Origin of the sequence: Providencia alcalifaciens (genome assembly GCF_020271745.1) — a bacterium.
In the GTDB taxonomy this organism is placed as follows: Bacteria; Pseudomonadota; Gammaproteobacteria; order Enterobacterales; family Enterobacteriaceae; genus Providencia; species Providencia alcalifaciens_B.
The window spans coordinates 2656042-2674277 of sequence record NZ_CP084296.1 but is presented as its reverse complement, the minus strand read 5'-3'; the positions used below and the strand labels follow the sequence as shown (position 1 = coordinate 2674277).

Here is an 18236-nt window from a genome sequence, read left to right as displayed (position 1 = left end):
CTGGTGATAAATTTCCTTTTTATGAGGTTGAAATCTGTTTACGAAAATGTTATCCCCAAAATAAAACTTGACCTTTTTGAAAGTAGATATTTTATGCTTTTAGACTTTTTGGCCTTAACGCAAATCTAAATAGAACGCTTGCTTTTATTTAACTAATTGTATTTAAACAAAATTACATAAAAGCCCAGAATCACATCAAATAAAGGCAAAGCCGCTTGTCACCTAGCATCAGAATGGTTTTTGAATGTTAATTCACAAGGTTATCCACAGAAATAGTGGATAACTCTGGAAGCCCTTCCGCCTCATGCACTCCCGTAACATGCTCATTTTATGGCTTGGTGATAAAATGACAAAAATATGGCGAAATGGTGAAAGTATTTTTACTCTCCATTCGTGACAAAAGAGAAATATTCTGTTTTTTTACGGAGGCTACTTAGTAATTTCCCCATGAAACTTGACAAAAAATAGATCATTAACGTTAAAAAAGATCGGCAAAAACAAGTAAAAGGCGTACTGCCGCCATACCCAATTGTATAACGGCTTTACCGTGGTTTTTAAAAGATCTTAAAGGGAGGAAAGGTCTAAATATTGCCCTAAAGAATCTGTAGATTGGTTTTCGATATGCGGGATGATCCCTAGACATGGCGCATCGATCATCCGCTTCAATGCAGTGAGATACTCTTGTTGATAAGTGCCCGCGGGTTCCACTTCATTCGCAATCCAGCCAACTAAAGATACCCCTGAAGCTTTCACGGCTTGCGCCGTTAATACTGCATGGTTAATACACCCAAGCTTCACGCCAACCACTAAAATTACGGGTAACTGCTGTTCAACCACCCAATCTGCGTAGGTTTGCTCGGCAGATAATGGGGTATACCAGCCGCCGGCACCTTCCACTAATACCCATTCAGCCTGCTTCTGTAGCTGTCTTAAACCTTGAGTCATCACAGAAAACTCAATGGCCTGTCCGGTTTTTTCACTGACAATGTGCGGTGACGTCGGTGCTTCAAAAATAATGGGGTTGATTTGCTCGTAAGGCACTACGACGCGGCTATTCGCTTGAAGTTGTAATGCATCGCTATTACGCAAACCTTGTTCAGTCATTTCGCTACCTGAAGCGACCGGCTTATACCCTACGGTTTTCAGCCCTTGCAGATTAGCCGCTTGTAACAATGCACAGCTCGACATAGTTTTGCCGATTTCAGTATCCGTTCCGGTTACAAAATATGTTTTAGTCACGATAAATAATTCCAAATACAGTTTGATAGGTTAATGGCAGCCCTTTCTCAGTACTTGGATATACTGAGCTGAGTTGCTGCAAACGCTGACGTGTCATCAGCCCCGCTTGGCGGCCCGCAGTTAAGTGAGTTGCGCCGATCCCTTTCACTGAATTAAGCAATTCAATGAGGTTAGAAAAATAGAGCGTATCCGCTTGTTGATAAAGTTGGCTACGCCACACCTGACAGCTCTTAACAATCTTTGAGTAGGGTAAAAAGCGGTTCACATGCGGGGAATCATCCAATGCTTTCCAAGCCTCCGAGAGCTCGCCAAGAGAGTGCTCCGCTAACGTGGTGAAACCGATAATCCCACCCGGCCTCGTCACACGGTATAACTCGCTTAGCGCATGAGATAAATCATCGCACCACTGAATGGCCAAATTGGAAAATACCCAATCAAAACTGGCATCCTCAAAGGGAAGCGTGTCCATATCCCCACACACATAACGATGCGCCGATTGTTTGTTTCGCGCGACATCTAGCATGCCGACAGAGAGGTCAAGCGCCGTCACATGCGCTCCCCTCTGTTTGATAATTTGGCTAAAAAATCCAGTCCCACAACCCGCATCTAATACCTGTTGAGGAAACATGGGAATCTCTATTCCCCCGTGATTTTCTAGCAGGTTAAGCAGCTGCTTACCGCTGTTTTGTTGATAGCTAGCCAGAGAATCATAGCGCGAAGCCGCACGCCCAAATGCCGAGGCTATCTTGGCTTTTTCTCGCTTGGCTTTTTCTCGAGTATTTCGCGATAAGCTCGCCTTATCATGACACAAAGACAAACTCATTGAGTGCCTCCAATAATTTGTCGATATCATTTTGCTGATGAGCGGCACTTAATGTCATGCGTAATCTGGCACCACCTGGTGGAACCGTTGGTGGTCTAATGGCTTGAACCCAAATACCTTTCTCGTGTAAAAATTGGGATAACTGCAAACTCTTTTCGTTATCCCCGACAATCAGCGGCTGAATAGCCGTATTGGAATCCACCAGCTGCATATCTGGTAAATTAAGCTGGCGCCTAAAATAGCGAATATTGCGCTGTAACTGAGCCCTCTGCTCGTCCGCTTGTTGAATTTTCTCTACCGCCGCCGAGATAGCGACAGCTTGAGCAGGAGGCATTGAGGTGCTGTAAATAAGATGGCGAGCCGCTTGAATTAAAAAATCCGCCGTGCGTTCATCACACAACACCGCGGCCCCACTAACGCCAACGGCTTTACCAAACGTGGCCACGAGAATGTCGGGCTGAATACCATACTCATCACAGCTCCCACGCCCTTGCTGACCCCAGATCCCAAGTCCATGAGCATCATCCACCATTAACCATGCATCGTGGGCGTGAGCCAGTGTTTGCAGTTTATCAAGTGGCGCACTGTCCCCATCCATGCTGAACACCCCTTCGGTTACCACTAACGTTTTCGATTCATGAGGTTTGTTGATTAATTTTTCCAGAGAATCAACGCTATTATGGCTAAAGCGCCGTAACTGAGCTTGGGAATGCATCGCCCCTTCTAACAAAGAAGCATGACTGAGTTTGTCTGCCAGAATACGATCTTCCGCCGTCATTAACGCAGTGATCAATGCATGGTTAGCCGCAAAGCCAGAGATAAACAAAATGGCCCGTGGATACCCCAACCAATCTGCCAGTTTCTGCTCCGCCTCTTGATGGGCTTTGGTAAATCCCGTGATATGTCCTGAACCACCACTTCCAACCCCATACTCTTGCGCACCTTGCTGCCAAGCACGGATAATTTCGGGATGTTGGCTAAGCCCTAAATAATCATTCGACGAAAAATTCAGGTAGCTTTTGCCTTGAAAATGGAGTTCCCGACCAGCGCTTTTTTCAATACATCGGCGCTCACGCCATGCAGAAGCGTCTTTACGCTTCTGCAATTGGCTATCGATAAACGATGACCAGCCCATCAGACTGCCGCGTTATAAAATTGTGCATTGTCAGCGGTTAACAGGGTTTCTGCCAGTTTTGCGGCTTGTAGGTCTTCCCCGTCTTCCATTTCAATGCGCTCAGGGTTGATATTCAGCTTTTTAAACAGCGCAATATCTTTGTTTTCGTCAGGGTTTGGCGTAGTTAACAATTTGCAGCCATAGAAAACAGAGTTCGCACCCGCCATAAAACACAGTGCCTGAGTTTGCTCGTTCATATGCTCACGCCCTGCGGATAAACGCACATAGGAGCTTGGCATCATGATCCGCGCCACTGCAATGGTACGGATAAAATCAAATGGATCCACATCGTCATTATCAGCCATCGGCGTGCCTTCAACCTTCATCAACATATTGATCGGCACACTTTCTGGTGGTTTTGGTAAGTTCGCCAACTGCACGAGTAATGCCGCACGGTCACTGACTTTTTCACCTAAGCCCAAAATCCCACCCGAGCAAACTTTAATGCCCGCATTGCGTACATTATCCAGCGTATCTAAACGGTCTTGGTAAGTTCGCGTGGTAATAATATTGCCGTAATATTCCGGTGAGGTATCAAGGTTATGGTTATAGTAATCCAAGCCCGCATCTGCTAAGCGACCTGCTTGTGAATCATCAATCATCCCCAGCGTCATGCACGTTTCCATACCTAACGCTTTCACTTCCTTGACCATCATTTCAAGATAAGGCATATCGCGCTCTTTTGGGTTACGCCACGCAGCCCCCATACAAAAACGTGTGGAACCGGCATTTTTTGCTTTCTTCGCTGATTCAACCACTTGCTGGACTTCCATCAAGCGTTCAGTTTCTAAACCTGTTTTATACCGCGCACTCTGAGCGCAATACTTACAATCTTCAGGACATGCCCCGGTTTTGATAGACAGCAAGGTGCTCACTTGCACTTGTTGCGGGTCAAAATGTTGGCGATGTACTTGCTGTGCTTGAAATAATAATTCAAAAAATGGCATTGAAAACAGTTCATTAGCTTGTTTTATTGTCCAGTTTTTTACTGAACATTGTTTTAATTTGCTCACAGGATCTCTCCAGTTGAAAAAGTTGTTGCCAGTTTAAATATTGCGATTATCATGTCAACTAAATGATCTAAAAAAAGTTGACATATAATCATGGACAGTTGCGATATTGCTTTTGATGCCAAGCACATTTGGCATCCTTACACCTCAATGAGCCACCCTATTCCTGCCTACCCAATCGTTGCCGCAGAAGGTGTGGAGCTGATTATGGAAGATGGAAGAAGGCTGGTGGATGGAATGTCATCATGGTGGGCAGCCATTCATGGCTACAATCATCCGGTACTCAATCAAGCAGTCACCAGCCAACTGGCGAAAATGTCTCACGTGATGTTCGGGGGCATTACCCATCCACCCGCCATTGCATTATGCAAACAACTGGTTGCCATCACCCCAGAGCCATTAGAGTGTGTTTTTCTTGCGGATTCTGGCTCGGTTGCCGTGGAAGTTTCCTTAAAAATGGCACTCCAATACTGGCAAGCTCGCGGTGAAAAGCGCCAACGAATTCTCACCTTACGTCATGGTTATCATGGCGATACTTTTGGTGCGATGGCGGTGTGCGATCCTGACAACTCCATGCACGGTTTATACAAAGGTTATTTGCCGCCCCATATTTTTGTCGACGCGCCTCAATGTAGTTTCCATGATGAGTGGAATGAAACTGACCTTCAGACACTCAAGCATCAACTTGCCGAAAATCATCAAGACATTGCCGCGATCATCCTCGAACCCATCGTTCAAGGTGCGGGAGGAATGCGTTTTTATCATCCTAATTACCTCAAAGGCGTTCGTGAGCTTTGCGACCATTACGGATTACTGCTCATTGCGGATGAAATCGCCACAGGGTTTGGTCGTACCGGAAAGTTATTTGCTTGCCAGCATGCAGGAATTTCACCTGATATCATGTGCTTAGGTAAAGGTTTGACGGGTGGATATATGACGCTCTCTGCCACCATTACTACTCGCCATGTCGCAGAAACCATCAGTAATGGAGAAGCAGGCTGCTTTATGCACGGACCGACCTTTATGGGAAACCCATTGGCCTGCGCCGTTGCCAATGCCAGTTTAAAATTATTGCTAGAAAGCCCATGGCAAGAGACTGTTGCCAATATTGAACAGCAACTGAGAACGGAGTTACTTCCCCTTGCCCGTTATTCAAGTGTTCAAGATGTTCGGGTGCTAGGCACTATTGGGGTGATTGAAATGAAGCATCCGGTCAATACGGCCGAATTGCAGAAAGTTTTTGTGGCTGAAGGGGTATGGATCCGCCCATTTGGTAAGCTTATTTATGTGATGCCGCCGTATATTATTACCCCTGAACAACTGAGTAAAATAACTCAAGCAATGGAAAAAGTGCTCGCCGCTTAACGTAAAATATCGCTGAGCTATTCACTCAGCGATATTTGCTCAACCGTTAACGGAATGTCACCCACATACAACCCGCAGAGGCTTTATAACGCGCTAATTCAGTCAATTTTCCAGTGATAGAATCAATCTCTGACACTGAAATATGCTCGGATTTTTGTCCGCTCGACACCAAGAAACGCCCTGATGGGTCAATATTAAAACCACGAGGCTGCGCTTGCGTCGGGTAGCGTCCGACTAAACTTAACTCGCGCCCATTCTCAGACACTTGATAGTGTGCTAAGTAACTTTCTGAACGTTCACTTGCATATAAATGACGACCATTTGGCGTGATATGAATATCCGCCGCCCAGCGCTGACTCTGATTACCTTCAGGATACAACGCCACATTCTGCATTTCACGATAACGCGTAAATTTATGATAAACGTTGACCGTGGAATCCAGTTCATTCAAGCAGTAAATCACTTTTTCTTGAGGATGCAGCGCTAAATGACGAGGGCCCGCTTTCGGTGCTGTTGTGATTTGATCTGCAGTGGCTTCAGTTAAATAGCCATTTTCTGTCAGATCAAACAGGCGGATATGATCTTCGCCTAAACATGGCACCCACAGCTGCTGATTATCAGCGTCCATATGGGATGAATGTGGATGGCGTAATCCTTCGATAACTTGAATGGGTGCCCCTGCAACGCCATCACACCCAATCGGTAATACTGCTAAATTGTGCTGGTGGTAAGAAGGGACAAATAGGTATTTACCGCTGTTATCCAGCGATAAATGCACAGGTTTTCCTGGTACGCTGGTTTGCGCTTTAAAACGTAATGTGCCTTGAGGCTCAATATCATAGGTCACAACACTCAGGTGAGGGCCGACCCCGATATACAGATACTTTTTATCGTGGCTCACCACCATTGGCTGCACTTGCCCCGGTGTACTCACAGTTTGCAGCAGTGAAAGTTCACCCACTTTATTCATCGCCCAAACGTGAATTTGTTGGGTTTCTGGGCTGGCAACATAAACAACCTGATCCATCCTGACTCCTTGAATATAGTAAAATCATCGAATGAAATGATTGACTGACTATACCGAAAAAAAATCAAATTGCCGCTAAAAATCAAATTATCACTCAAAATCCAATTACGACTAAAAACCAGTGCCGCACAGTTTAGTGTATAAACACTAATCAACTTCAGTTATCATAAAGCCCTAAAATGAATCCGAAAAAATCCTATGGAGTCGTTTATGTCATACCGTGTTATTGCCCTTGATCTCGATGGAACGCTACTTGATCACCAGAAAAAAATTCTGCCCGAATCTTTAGAAGCCCTGAATGAAGCCCGTCGACAAGGGGTTAAAGTCATCATTGTTACAGGTCGTCACCATGTGGCCATTCATCCGTTTTATCAGACACTTGACTTAGATACCCCCGCAATTTGCTGTAACGGTACCTATCTGTATGACTATTTAGGTAAAAAAGTCTTAGAATCCAACCCAATGACAGTCGATTCCGCCGCATTACTGATTGATAAACTGCGCGGCTCGGATATCCAACATTTAATGTATGTCGATAACGCGATGCTGTATCACACCAAAACTGAAGGTGTGACGCGTACCTTAAATTGGGCGCAATCTTTACCTCAACACCAGCGTCCAACTTTCGAATTTATCGAAGACTTCGCTCATGCGCTCAACCAATATGAGTACATTTGGAAATTCGCTGTCACCTCACCAGACCATCAACGCCTGCACGATGTTGTTCGTGAAATTGAGTCAGAATTAGACTTGGATTGCGAATGGTCGTGGGAAGATCAAGTGGATGTGGGCCGCAAAGGTAATAGTAAAGGTCAGCGCCTGAAAGAGTGGGTTGAATCCCAAGGCATGAGCATGAATGATGTGGTTGCTTTCGGCGATAATTTCAATGATTTAAGTATGTTAACAACCGCAGGCCTAGGCGTTGCTATGGGTAATGCTGTTGATGAAATCAAGCAGCAAGCGAAGCTAGTCACTCGCGTGAATACCGAACCGGGTATCGCCGAAGTGATCCGTAAATATGTTTTGTAAAACATCATTCTGGCTAACTTAAAGATGTCTATATCCGTATAAAAAGAAAAACCGCTTACGCGGTTTTTCTCCCTCCCTAAAGGAAGTATCCGACCAATTCTAGAATTGAACGCATTAGATCGAGAATTAATGTAATTAATTTCAACATGTTCAATCACCTTAGATATCTTTCGACATCAAAGATGTGCGACTAATCTGCTTACCTATACAACTAGCCCCTACAGAATTCATCCTGTTTAAATTTGAAGCATCACACATAGAATTAAGGCTTTCAGGTCGCCAAACTCGAGGGACTAGTTATAGTTATACAAATTCATAATCCATAACCTAACCAACTGAAATACTTACATTTAAAGGAAAAAGTAAATAACTTTCTCTATGGTGATATCACAAATTTATCAATCTAATTCGGAGTATGTGGAGTATACTTAGTAGGCAGGAATTTGCAATTGATTCTCAGTTTCGTTATACTTGGTCTGTTTAAATTTGAAGCATCACACAGAATCGCTGGCAAGTGATTCTGCATAAAAACCTCGCAACGCCAAGCGAGGTTTTTTATTTTTTATCTATAGAGCTTACCAACAAGCTGCAAGTCTAAATCATAGATACATTTACTAGCTAATGAAGTCAACAACACTGCGGTGTGAAGAACAACGAGCCTTTAGAACGTTTTAGAAAGAGATGCCGACTTAACCTGCGCAAACACCTTCCTCCCCTTACGGATAGAAAGTTCATCTCTAGCCCAGCGTGTGATCCGCGCCCACAAATAGTGTTCATCGCCCAAATCTAACTTCACATCCACTTGCTCGCCATCTTCTATCCATTCCACCACTTCCGCAGACAGAATATTACGAATACTGCTCACTGAGGGCTTTTCAAGCACTAAAGAGACATCTGATGCATCAATACGTAATCGCAACGCACTGTTTTTATCTACATCTACGCGGGGGATCCACAATTTTTGATTGCCAACCATCACCGCCGTCATTTGATAGTCAGGATGCTGGCTATGCACTTCCACACTCAATACACTACTTAAGGTTTCTTGCTGTAACCAAGGTCGTAGAGCACTGCTTGCCCAGACTTCCTCAAGAGGACCAAATGCCTTCACTTTACCTTGCGCCATGACGATAACTTTATCAGCCAAACGCAGGATTTCATCGAGGCTATGACTGACATACAAAATGGGGATTTTAACGTCTTGGGAAAGCTTTTCTAAGTAAGGCAATAATTCACGCTTACGTGGGAGATCAAGGGAGGCTAATGGCTCGTCCATCAACAAAATTTCAGGCGCGGTCAATAATGCGCGCCCAATCGCCACCCGCTGTTTTTCCCCACCGGAGAGGGTCATTGGGAAGCGATTTAGTAATTTTTCAATCCCCAACAATTCAACGATATCGTCGAATCGATCTTTCATTTGCGGCGCCATACCGTAGCGTAAATTACTTTTTACGCGGTAGTGGGGAAATAGCCGAGCGTCTTGGAAAACATAGCCAATATGACGCTTTTCAGGAGGCAAACAGATCCCTTTTTCGATATCCACCAGCGTGCGTCCATTGAGAACGATTCGGCCTTTATTTGGCTTAGTTAACCCACCTATCACATTGATTAGTGATGTTTTTCCCGCACCAGATAACCCAAAAACTGCCGTGATGCTTTCCGTGGGTAACTGGGTATTCACTTCCATTTGTAAATCGCCCAATTTTTGAGCGAAATTTAGTTCTAACATATTAGGCTACCCCCAGACGCTTTTTGCCCCAACGGGTCAGCCATTCTGAAATTAACAACGAAATTAAGGCTAAGACAACCGCAATAATACACAGGCGCGCCGCATCGGTTTCTGCTCCCGGCGTTTCTATCAACGTATACATAGCAAGTGGGATTGTCTGAGTTTCTCCTGGAATATTAGACACAAACGTAATGGTTGCCCCAAATTCGCCAAGAGAACGCGCAAAAGCTAAAACCGTTCCGACGATAATTCCCGGTAACGATAATGGGATGGTAATCGTGAAAAAAACTCTTAATGGGCTCGCGCCAAGGGTTCGTGCGGCTTGTTCCAGCTTTTTATCTACAGCTTCTAGCGCTAAGCGTATCGCTCTCACCATTAATGGAAATGCAACCACCGCCGATGCTAATGCAGCCCCTCGCCAACTGAATGTAAAACTGAAACCAAACCAGTCATACAGCCATTCGCCAATAAAACCACGTTTCCCCATACTCACTAGCAGCAAATACCCCACTACCACTGGCGGTAGCACCAGTGGTAAGTGGATAATACTGTCGAGCAGTGTTTTACCCGGAAAATGGCAGCGGACTAATACCCAAGCCATCAAAATACCAAACGGTAAGCTAACTAGCACCGCCACGCTGGAAACTTTTAAACTGAGGTAAATCGCTTCCCATTCATAAGGACTTAACATCTGCAACGATATGATCTCTTAATTATTTTTGATTTGGAGTGAAGCCGTAACGCTTGAATATTTCTGAAGCCACTGGGGTTTTCAGGTATTCATAGTAATCACGGGTCGCTTTATTATCCTGATCTTTCACAATTCCCATTGGATATTCAACAGGTTTATGAGTATCAGCAGGGAAAATACCCACTACTTTTACTTTTTGGCTGGCAACAGCATCAGAGCCGTACACAATCCCTAATGGTGCTTCTTGACGCTCAACTAGCGCCATTCCGCTACGTACGTTGTTAGTCCGCGCTAATAATGGGTCAACTGTTTCCCAAGCCCCTAAATAGGTCAATGCTTCTTTTGCATAGATCCCAACAGGAACGTGATCAGGGTCGCCGACTGCTAATCGCCCGCCATCTAACAGTTTTTTCCAATCTGTCTGTTTGTTAATTTCCACTTTATCGATTTTTGAGTCTTTCGGTGCAATCAACACTAACTCGTTACCTAATAAAGTATAGCGGGTGTCTTTAACCATCAGATTTTTATCAATCGCAAAGTCCATCCACTGCTGGTCAGCCGAGATAAACATGTTTGCTGGTGCGCCTTGCTCAATCTGGCGAGCCAGCGTTGAAGAAGAAGCATAAGAAGCCACCACTTCAACATTCGTTTCTTTCTTATATTGCTCTGAAATTTCATTCAGTGCGTTAGTCAGTGATGCCGCCGCAAATACGGTAATTTTGTCAGCCGCGAAGCTATTACCCGCCATAGTCAGTGTTAACGTGGCACCCGCAATCAGAGATATCAAACCTTTTTTCATGTTAATCCACCATTGTATTATTTAACTCGCTATATATACCAAGATATAGCGTTAACTTAAAGTTAAACAATGCATAAAGGTGTGCTAGCTCAATAATTGATGAATTTACGAACTCATAACAATAATATCGACAGGAGGATAGACAACATTAGTGTTTTAAATTGGTTGGCATAACAAGGTGTTAACGGACAGGTTTTTAAGGGATAAAAATGACTTGCCCCCCGACTATGGAATAGCCAGAGGGCAACAATTAGCACGAAAAATAAACCTATAAACGGTTATTTTCTTTCTTCATGATGGTGATGTGGGACGTGCGCTTTAGACAATAGGTTAAAGAATGAACCTAAGCCATAGATCAGACCCATGATCATTACCATTACAACAGGAACCATTAACAGGGCAAAGCCCAAACTTTTGATAAGTTCTAACATCTAAGCCTCTTCAGTGATACTGTGCTCACCAGCATTCTGATACGCTGACGAGGAAAAAATCTATACAACGAAAATAATAACGCACAATAGCATTATATTGCATACTATTTTAGACAAATTATTATACTAGCAACATACTAAACGTGCTTTTTGCCTTTGCCGCCACAATCCTAGCAGGGAGATCTTAACAATGCAGGCCGAAATCTTACTTACATTGAAGCTACAGGGAAGTTTATTTGCCGACCCTCGCCGAATTGCGCTATTAAAGCAGATAAAAGCAACAGGATCGATTAGCCAAGGCGCTAAACTTGCAGGGATCAGTTATAAAAGTGCGTGGGATGCCATCAATGAAATGAACCAACTCACCGATGACATTCTGTTAGATAGATCAACCGGAGGCAAAGGTGGCGGCGGAACCACACTCACCCAGTATGGGGAAAGATTAATCCAGCTCTATGATTTGCTGGGGCAAATTCAACAAAAAGCCTTTGATGTGCTCAAAGATGATAGCCTGCCCCTTGATAGCTTGCTCGCTGCAATTTCTCGCTTTTCATTGCAAACCAGTGCCCGCAACCAATTTTTCGGTACTCTGATTGCACGAGATCACAACCATGTTTTACAGCATGTTCAAGTGAAACTGGCCGACAAGAAAACTGTCATTAACGCCGCACTCACCGAATCTAGCGCTAACCGCCTTGGCTTAGTTGAAGGAAAAGAAGTCCTCGCCCTGATTAAAGCGCCGTGGGTCAAACTGACCAAACAACCAAGCGAGACCCATTTTGATAATCAACTGGCTGGTACCGTTTCAACCCTCGAAAGAGGTCCTGAAAACAGCGAAATCCTTGTCACTTTAGCGGGTGGAGAAACACTCTGCTCCACCTTATCAAATCAAGAGGTTGATGCGTTAAAATTGGCAATTAACGACCCGATCACCGCACTATTTAATGCTGATCAAGTGATTATCGCTACACTTTGTTAGATTTTTAGGGGTTAACGCCCCTAATATTGCTCCTGATTTACTATTTTTTAGCTTCCCCTGCATGTCGACTTATTGACTTTACTTGTAAACCTGATTATTTGTGGTAGCAGGCACATCAATGATAAGGAAGCTAAATGAGCTCGATAAAAATACAAAATGGGTGCTTTAAGCTGAGCGAGACCCAAACGCTCGATATTCCTCATCTCGAAATTCATTCGGGTGAAAGCTGGGCTTTTATTGGTGCCAATGGTAGCGGAAAATCATCGCTAGCACGCGTACTCTCTGGGGAGTTGCAATCCCTTTCAGGTATCACCCAAAGTGGCTTTAAGTCCCCTATTCGCCTCTCTTTTGAGCAACTACAAAAAATTATCGCACAAGAGTGGCAACGTAATAACACCGACTTACTCAGTGATGATGAAGAAGATACTGGCTTTACTGCTGCGGAAATTATTCAACTTCATCATAAAGATAATGAATTGTGCTTAGAACTTGCGGCTAAATTTGGTATCAGCGACTTGCTATCACGCCGCTTTAAATATCTGTCTACTGGGGAAACTCGCAAAGTCTTACTGTGCCAAACTTTGATGAGCTCTCCAGACTTACTGATCCTCGATGAACCCTTTGATGGCTTAGATATCTATTCACGAAGCAACCTTAGCGAACTACTATTTAGCCTGCATGATAAAGGTCTCACTTTGGTGTTAGTTCTCAATCGATTTGATGAGATCCCTGATTTTGTTGAACACCTTGGCGTTGTCGCTGACTGTAAACTCACTCTAAGTGGAGATAGAGAGTCAGTGCTTGCTAACACCTTAATCCACCAGCTACAACACAGTGAAAAAATCAAGCAACTTACGATTCCTGAACAAGAAGACCCCACGGTTGAAGAGGCTCTAGACACAGAGACACCACGTATTGTTTTAAATAATGGGATCGTGAGCTACAACGATAAGCCCATTTTGCATGGGCTAAACTGGCAGGTTAACCCTGGTGAGCATTGGCAAATTATCGGTGAAAACGGTGCAGGTAAATCCACATTATTAAGCTTAATCACCGGAGACCACCCTCAAGGTTATAGCAATGATTTAACGCTATTTGGACGCCGCCGAGGTAGTGGAGAAACTATTTGGGATATTAAACGTCACATTGGCTATGTCAGTAACAGCATTCATCAAGAGTATCGCGTGGCAACTAGTGTGATTAACGTGATTATTTCCGGTTTCCATGACTCCATTGGTCTGTACCAAACCCCTTCAGACCGCCAAGTTCAATTAGCTTATGAATGGCTAGCATTACTTGGATTTGCACCACAAACGGCCCAACAACCATTTCATAGCTTATCATGGGGCCAACAACGATTAATTCTAATTGCTCGCGCTTTGGTTAAACACCCTACCATGCTTATTTTGGATGAACCTCTTCAAGGGCTTGATGGGCTAAATCGCCTGCTGGTACTGCGTTTTATCGATATCATGCTTAGCCGAGGAAATACCCAGTTGTTATTTGTGTCACATCACCAAGAAGATGCCCCATCATGCATTACCCATCGACTAAAATTTGTCCCTGATGGGGATAAATACCGGTACGATATTGAAATCGTCTCAGAATTATAATCCTATTATCTTGCTGGTAAGTATTTACTTACCAGCATCATTTATTACCGCTTACCCAATTTTCCAATAAATTAATCCAGCACATATTAATATTGAATTTTTCACTTGCTGTATCGATTCACTTAGGGTTAAATCTATGCCATACCTTCTGATTTACTAAGCCAGTGACACGGTGTTAAAACATCTAACAGACTAAATCGTTTCGCCTAATCTTAAGTTAAATTAAAATAACTAATCCCTAGATATTATTGATTTTTTTGATTTGAAACTGAGAAAACGTCATGTTGTCACTAGCGTTCGGGACGACTATCCCTATAATGTAGGTCAGCAATAATTCATTTCTAATTTGAATGTACTGATAGGAGTTTTAGCTATGGCTGTAACTAAACTGGTTTTAGTAAGACACGGTGAGAGTGAGTGGAACAAAGAAAACCGCTTCACCGGTTGGACTGATGTAGAACTGTCAGAGAAAGGTCGTGAAGAAGCCAAAAATGCAGGTCAACTGCTGAAAAAAGAAGGTTTTGTTTTTGATTTCGCTTATACCTCTGTTCTAAAACGTGCCATCCACACCTTATGGAACATTCTGGATCAAGTTGAACAGCAATGGCTGCCAGTTGAAAAAAGCTGGAAATTGAACGAGCGTCACTACGGTGCACTACAAGGCCTAGACAAATCAGAAACCGCTGCAAAATACGGTGATGAGCAAGTGAAACTGTGGCGTCGCGGTTTTGCAATTACGCCACCAGACCTGACTAAAGATGATGAGCGTTTCCCTGGTCACGACCCACGTTACGCAAACTTAAAACCATCTGAATTACCAGTGACTGAAAGCTTAGCAACCACTATCGATCGCGTTGTTCCTTACTGGGAAGAAGTGATTAAGCCACGTGTTGAAAAAGGTGAGAAAGTGATCATTGCCGCTCACGGTAACTCACTGCGTGCTCTGGTTAAATACTTGGACAACATGGGTGAAGAAGAGATTCTGAACCTGAACATCCCAACAGCAGTGCCGCTGGTTTATGAGTTCGATGAGAACATGAAACCAATCAAACGCTACTATCTGGGTAACCAAGACGAAATCGCAGCAAAACAAGCCGCGGTTGCAAACCAAGGTAAAGCGAAGTAATTACTGACTTCTCTCTATACCTAACGGATTGAATTGAGGGTTAAGCCGATGGCTTAGCCCTTTTTTATTGGTATTTTTCTCTCTTTTTCATATTTGATTATAAAATCCATTACCTCGGAGTGTCGAAAATACCGATAACCGATTATCATAGGGAAAAATTCACTGAAAGGTTGATAAATCCAAAAAATGAATAAGTTTAATCTTTATGTCTGGGTGGGGCTAATCCTCAGCGCCAGTATTTTAGGTGCGCTACTGTATATGCTACAAACCGGGGAAATGACTCTTGAAGGACCTGCGGGTAGTTCCAACCCTGATTTGATGAGAACATTGATGATTATTGCGTGTGTCAGCTTCCCACTGCAAATCGTCAGCATGATGGTTCTCAATTATAAACCTACATTCGCTATTGTTCTTGCGATAGTCAGCAGTGTCGCGCTCATGCCAATTACTATTGTGTTTGCGATGGGTATGGTTTTTTCTGCCATTCGCTGGCGTTACCACCAACTCACGCCATTTGATACCACCATTAATGTGCCTTTCGACGTCAGTATCCCGATGAATAAACGCAGCAATACAATGATGGTATTCCCGATTGCGATTTTAGGTATTGTATTGATTGTCTTAAGCCAAAGCCTAGGCATGTTTTTATTCGTACTGGCAATTCTCTTAGGTTTCTTTGGTAAAAAAGCCAGTACCACGACCTACTTGGCTATCAAAGATGCACATTTCTATATTCGCCCAAATATCTTTGCTTATTGTTACCGTATTCCACTCAAAGATGTGTTCTACGTAAAAAGTGAAAAAGGAAAATTATTTTTCACCGCTAAAGTGGAAGGTTCAGACATTCAGCTCTCAGCCAATCCTGCCAATATGACTTCTGAAGATCAGGCAAATATTGAAAAATTATTAAGCAGAGTGCAAAAATAGTCACAAAAAAGCCAGTTCCTAGAACAACGAACTGGCTTTCATTCATGCTATCAAATTTGTATTTTATGGATTACTTTTGACGACGAGCAATCACCGCATCCGATAACTGACGCAATACTTTTTCGGTATCATCCCAACCAATACACGCATCCGTGACACTCTTACCGTAAACCAAAAGCTCGCCTGATTCTAAATTCTGGTTACCTTCAACTAAGTGGCTTTCGATCATCACGCCCGTAATTGAGCGGTCGCCATTGCTCAGCTGTGCGCTGACATCCGTTGCAACTTCCATCTGTTTTTCAAACTTCTTGCTGCTGTTAGCATGGCTAAAGTCGATCATAATACTTGGGATAAGCCCTGCATTGGTCAGCCCTTCACGTACATCTTTAACATGTTCAGCGCTGTAATTTGGCGTTTTACCGCCACGTAAAATAATATGGCAATCAGGATTTCCACTTGTATTCACAATCGCTGAGTGCCCCCATTTAGTGACAGATAAGAAACTGTGTGCCGAGCGTGCTGAGTTAATGGCATCAATCGCAATTTTAATCGTGCCATCGGTTCCGTTTTTAAACCCAACAGGGCAAGATAAACCGGATGCTAATTCACGGTGGATTTGTGATTCAGTGGTACGCGCACCAATAGCACCCCAGCTCATTAGATCAGCCACATATTGTGGGCTGATCACATCGAGGAATTCACCTGCTGTTGGTAAGCCTTGGTCATTAATCGTTAGCAACAGTTCACGCGCAATACGTAAGCCTTCGTTAATATCAAAACTGTGATCCATATGAGGATCGTTAATTAACCCTTTCCAACCAACCGTCGTACGTGGTTTTTCAAAATAAACACGCATCACAATTTCTAAAGAATCTTTTAACTCTTCACGAAGTTTTTTCAAGCGCTCAGCATATTCCAAAGCCGCTTTTGTATCATGAATAGAACATGGACCAATGACAACGACTAGACGGTCATCTTTCCCTACTAGGATATTATGAATAGCATGACGAGCTTCATGAACGGTAAACGCCGCTTTATCGGTTGCTGGAAATTTTTCAAGCAGTGCAATAGGGGGTAATAATTCTTTGATTTGTTTTACTCTGACGTCATCGTTCTGATAGTTCATACTGGTATATCCAATGTTTATTATTTTTCCTAAAGTTGAATTACATACCTTTTTGAGTCTCAATAGCTAACAATTAACTTAAAATGCGACAGGTATCGAATTTTCAATCTAACTGTTCCCTAGCCATCTGTAAACAGCCAAAATAGCGAGATAATCACTCATTATTCCGCTTCTGATTATAAAATGAGGTGAAACAGTGATATCTAGCACAATAGCTAAACAGTTGAGGGATAATGCAGAGTAAAAATATAAAGAAACGGCTAAATAACGATGATGTTACTTTAGCCGTTTTTTGCATTTTTTCCTATTGAGCTATAGCTTCAACAAGCACAGTCTCAATAAAATGCTTAATCACGAGATAGCGCCGTTGAACCATTTTCTTTTGCAGATTTGATCCACAACCGAGAACCATTCAATGCGATGCCAAGTAGAATTAAATATTCCAGCGACATTGCATAAACGCCTTGGATAAAGAAAATCACAATGCTAATAACGTTAATTACCACCCAAAGTAGCCAGTTTTCGACATACTTGCGGGTCATTAAAATCATCGCAACTACAGATAACACTGTCATTGTGGAATCCCAGAATGGGAAAGCATCTGGGTCTAATGTTGGTAAAGTTAAATTAGCACCAAAGAGGTTTAATAATTCAACCGCCCAAGCAGCAAGACGTCCAAATACAGCATCAATATTAAAGGTGAGGAAAATAATAGCTAAAACTGAAATGACCAGCGTTACTAACGCTTTAGGAAGGCTTAGCCAGCGGATTTTCAATTCTGCTTCTTGGGAGTTTGATACTCGACTCCACGCATACCAACCATAAATATTGGCTCCGAAGAAAAATACCTGTAAAAGCAAATTAGCATATAACTGAATTTGAAAAAAAATCACTGCAAATAAGGTCACGTTAATGAGACCAAACAAGTAGTTAATGGTTTTTTCAAAGCTTGCCAATAGAATGCACAATAAACCCGCTATTGTGCCAACAGCTTCAATATACGAAAGGTCATAAACCGTTCCCCATACAGGGATCTGCACTAACGTATTTGCGGTGCTAAAAAACTCCATTTTTAAATCCTATTTATCATTCATCGTTAAAATAGCATTGCTCATCAATATCACACGGTTAACTTATTTAAAATTAAA

At 43.0% G+C, this 18236-nt stretch carries 17 protein-coding genes; 6 read left to right on the top strand and 11 right to left on the bottom strand.

Annotation, left to right across the window (positions count from 1 at the left end):
- Positions 1–564: 564 nt before the first annotated feature.
- From bioD to bioB, 4 genes are read right to left on the bottom strand one after another with little or no spacing between them, the layout of a single operon-like run.
- Entirely contained in the window at positions 565–1239 is a 675-nt protein-coding gene (gene bioD, locus LDO51_RS12320) for a dethiobiotin synthase (RefSeq protein ID WP_225574783.1), read from the bottom strand.
- Positions 1232–2062 carry a malonyl-ACP O-methyltransferase BioC gene (gene bioC / locus LDO51_RS12315; RefSeq protein ID WP_225574782.1) on the bottom strand — a complete coding sequence of 277 codons (831 nt, stop codon included), beginning with the start codon at positions 2060–2062 and terminating at the stop codon, positions 1232–1234. The genes bioD and bioC overlap by 8 nt, the downstream gene beginning before the upstream one ends.
- On the bottom strand, positions 2040–3197 hold the full coding sequence (gene bioF, locus LDO51_RS12310) for an 8-amino-7-oxononanoate synthase (protein WP_225574781.1): 1158 nt from the start codon (positions 3195–3197) through the stop codon (positions 2040–2042). The genes bioC and bioF overlap by 23 nt, the downstream gene beginning before the upstream one ends.
- Positions 3197–4183 (bottom strand): biotin synthase BioB, encoded by a 987-nt coding sequence (bioB, locus tag LDO51_RS12305; protein ID WP_230086706.1) that lies wholly within the window; start codon positions 4181–4183, stop codon positions 3197–3199. The genes bioF and bioB overlap by 1 nt, the downstream gene beginning before the upstream one ends.
- Before the next feature lie 156 nt (positions 4184–4339).
- Between bioB and bioA the strand changes: the two genes are divergently transcribed.
- Positions 4340–5611, top strand: a complete 1272-nt coding sequence (bioA, locus tag LDO51_RS12300; protein WP_225574779.1) for an adenosylmethionine--8-amino-7-oxononanoate transaminase — start codon at positions 4340–4342, stop codon at positions 5609–5611.
- A 46-nt stretch (positions 5612–5657) separates the two neighbouring features.
- On the opposite strand, the gene pgl is transcribed toward bioA, so the two are convergent.
- Positions 5658–6638 carry a 6-phosphogluconolactonase gene (pgl, locus tag LDO51_RS12295; protein WP_225574778.1) on the bottom strand — a complete coding sequence of 327 codons (981 nt, stop codon included), beginning with the start codon at positions 6636–6638 and terminating at the stop codon, positions 5658–5660.
- 210 nt (positions 6639–6848) lie between these two features.
- Between pgl and LDO51_RS12290 the strand changes: the two genes are divergently transcribed.
- Complete coding sequence (locus LDO51_RS12290; protein ID WP_132494306.1) at positions 6849–7667, top strand: pyridoxal phosphatase; 819 nt, start codon at positions 6849–6851, stop codon at positions 7665–7667.
- A gap of 661 nt (positions 7668–8328) precedes the next feature.
- Here the strand turns inward: LDO51_RS12290 and modC are convergent.
- From modC to LDO51_RS12270, 4 genes are all read right to left on the bottom strand, one after another.
- Positions 8329–9396 carry a molybdenum ABC transporter ATP-binding protein ModC gene (modC, locus tag LDO51_RS12285; protein WP_225574777.1) on the bottom strand — a complete coding sequence of 356 codons (1068 nt, stop codon included), beginning with the start codon at positions 9394–9396 and terminating at the stop codon, positions 8329–8331.
- Between the two features lies 1 nt (position 9397).
- On the bottom strand, positions 9398–10087 hold the full coding sequence (gene modB, locus LDO51_RS12280; RefSeq protein ID WP_225577268.1) for a molybdate ABC transporter permease subunit: 690 nt from the start codon (positions 10085–10087) through the stop codon (positions 9398–9400).
- 22 nt (positions 10088–10109) lie between these two features.
- Complete coding sequence (modA, locus tag LDO51_RS12275) at positions 10110–10886, bottom strand: molybdate ABC transporter substrate-binding protein (RefSeq protein ID WP_423810934.1); 777 nt, start codon at positions 10884–10886, stop codon at positions 10110–10112.
- A 278-nt stretch (positions 10887–11164) separates the two neighbouring features.
- Complete coding sequence (locus LDO51_RS12270) at positions 11165–11317, bottom strand: AcrZ family multidrug efflux pump-associated protein (RefSeq protein ID WP_154604654.1); 153 nt, start codon at positions 11315–11317, stop codon at positions 11165–11167.
- Between the two features lie 190 nt (positions 11318–11507).
- Between LDO51_RS12270 and modE the strand changes: the two genes are divergently transcribed.
- From modE to LDO51_RS12250, 4 genes are all read left to right on the top strand, one after another.
- A complete protein-coding gene (gene modE, locus LDO51_RS12265; RefSeq protein WP_225574776.1) occupies positions 11508–12296 on the top strand; it encodes a molybdenum-dependent transcriptional regulator in 789 nt (262 codons plus the stop codon).
- Between the two features lie 134 nt (positions 12297–12430).
- Complete coding sequence (gene modF / locus LDO51_RS12260) at positions 12431–13909, top strand: molybdate ABC transporter ATP-binding protein ModF (RefSeq protein WP_225574775.1); 1479 nt, start codon at positions 12431–12433, stop codon at positions 13907–13909.
- A gap of 373 nt (positions 13910–14282) precedes the next feature.
- A complete protein-coding gene (gene gpmA, locus LDO51_RS12255; protein ID WP_036950561.1) occupies positions 14283–15035 on the top strand; it encodes a 2,3-diphosphoglycerate-dependent phosphoglycerate mutase in 753 nt (250 codons plus the stop codon).
- Positions 15036–15221: 186 nt separating this feature from the next.
- A complete protein-coding gene (locus LDO51_RS12250) occupies positions 15222–15962 on the top strand; it encodes a hypothetical protein (protein ID WP_225574774.1) in 741 nt (246 codons plus the stop codon).
- Between the two features lie 70 nt (positions 15963–16032).
- Here LDO51_RS12250 and aroG read toward each other — a convergent pair whose 3' ends face one another.
- Together aroG and pnuC are read right to left on the bottom strand one after the other, a co-directional pair.
- Positions 16033–17088 carry a 3-deoxy-7-phosphoheptulonate synthase AroG gene (gene aroG, locus LDO51_RS12245; RefSeq protein ID WP_225574773.1) on the bottom strand — a complete coding sequence of 352 codons (1056 nt, stop codon included), beginning with the start codon at positions 17086–17088 and terminating at the stop codon, positions 16033–16035.
- 347 nt (positions 17089–17435) lie between these two features.
- Positions 17436–18158, bottom strand: a complete 723-nt coding sequence (pnuC, locus tag LDO51_RS12240; RefSeq protein WP_225574772.1) for a nicotinamide riboside transporter PnuC — start codon at positions 18156–18158, stop codon at positions 17436–17438.
- Between the last annotated feature and the right edge of the window lie 78 nt (positions 18159–18236).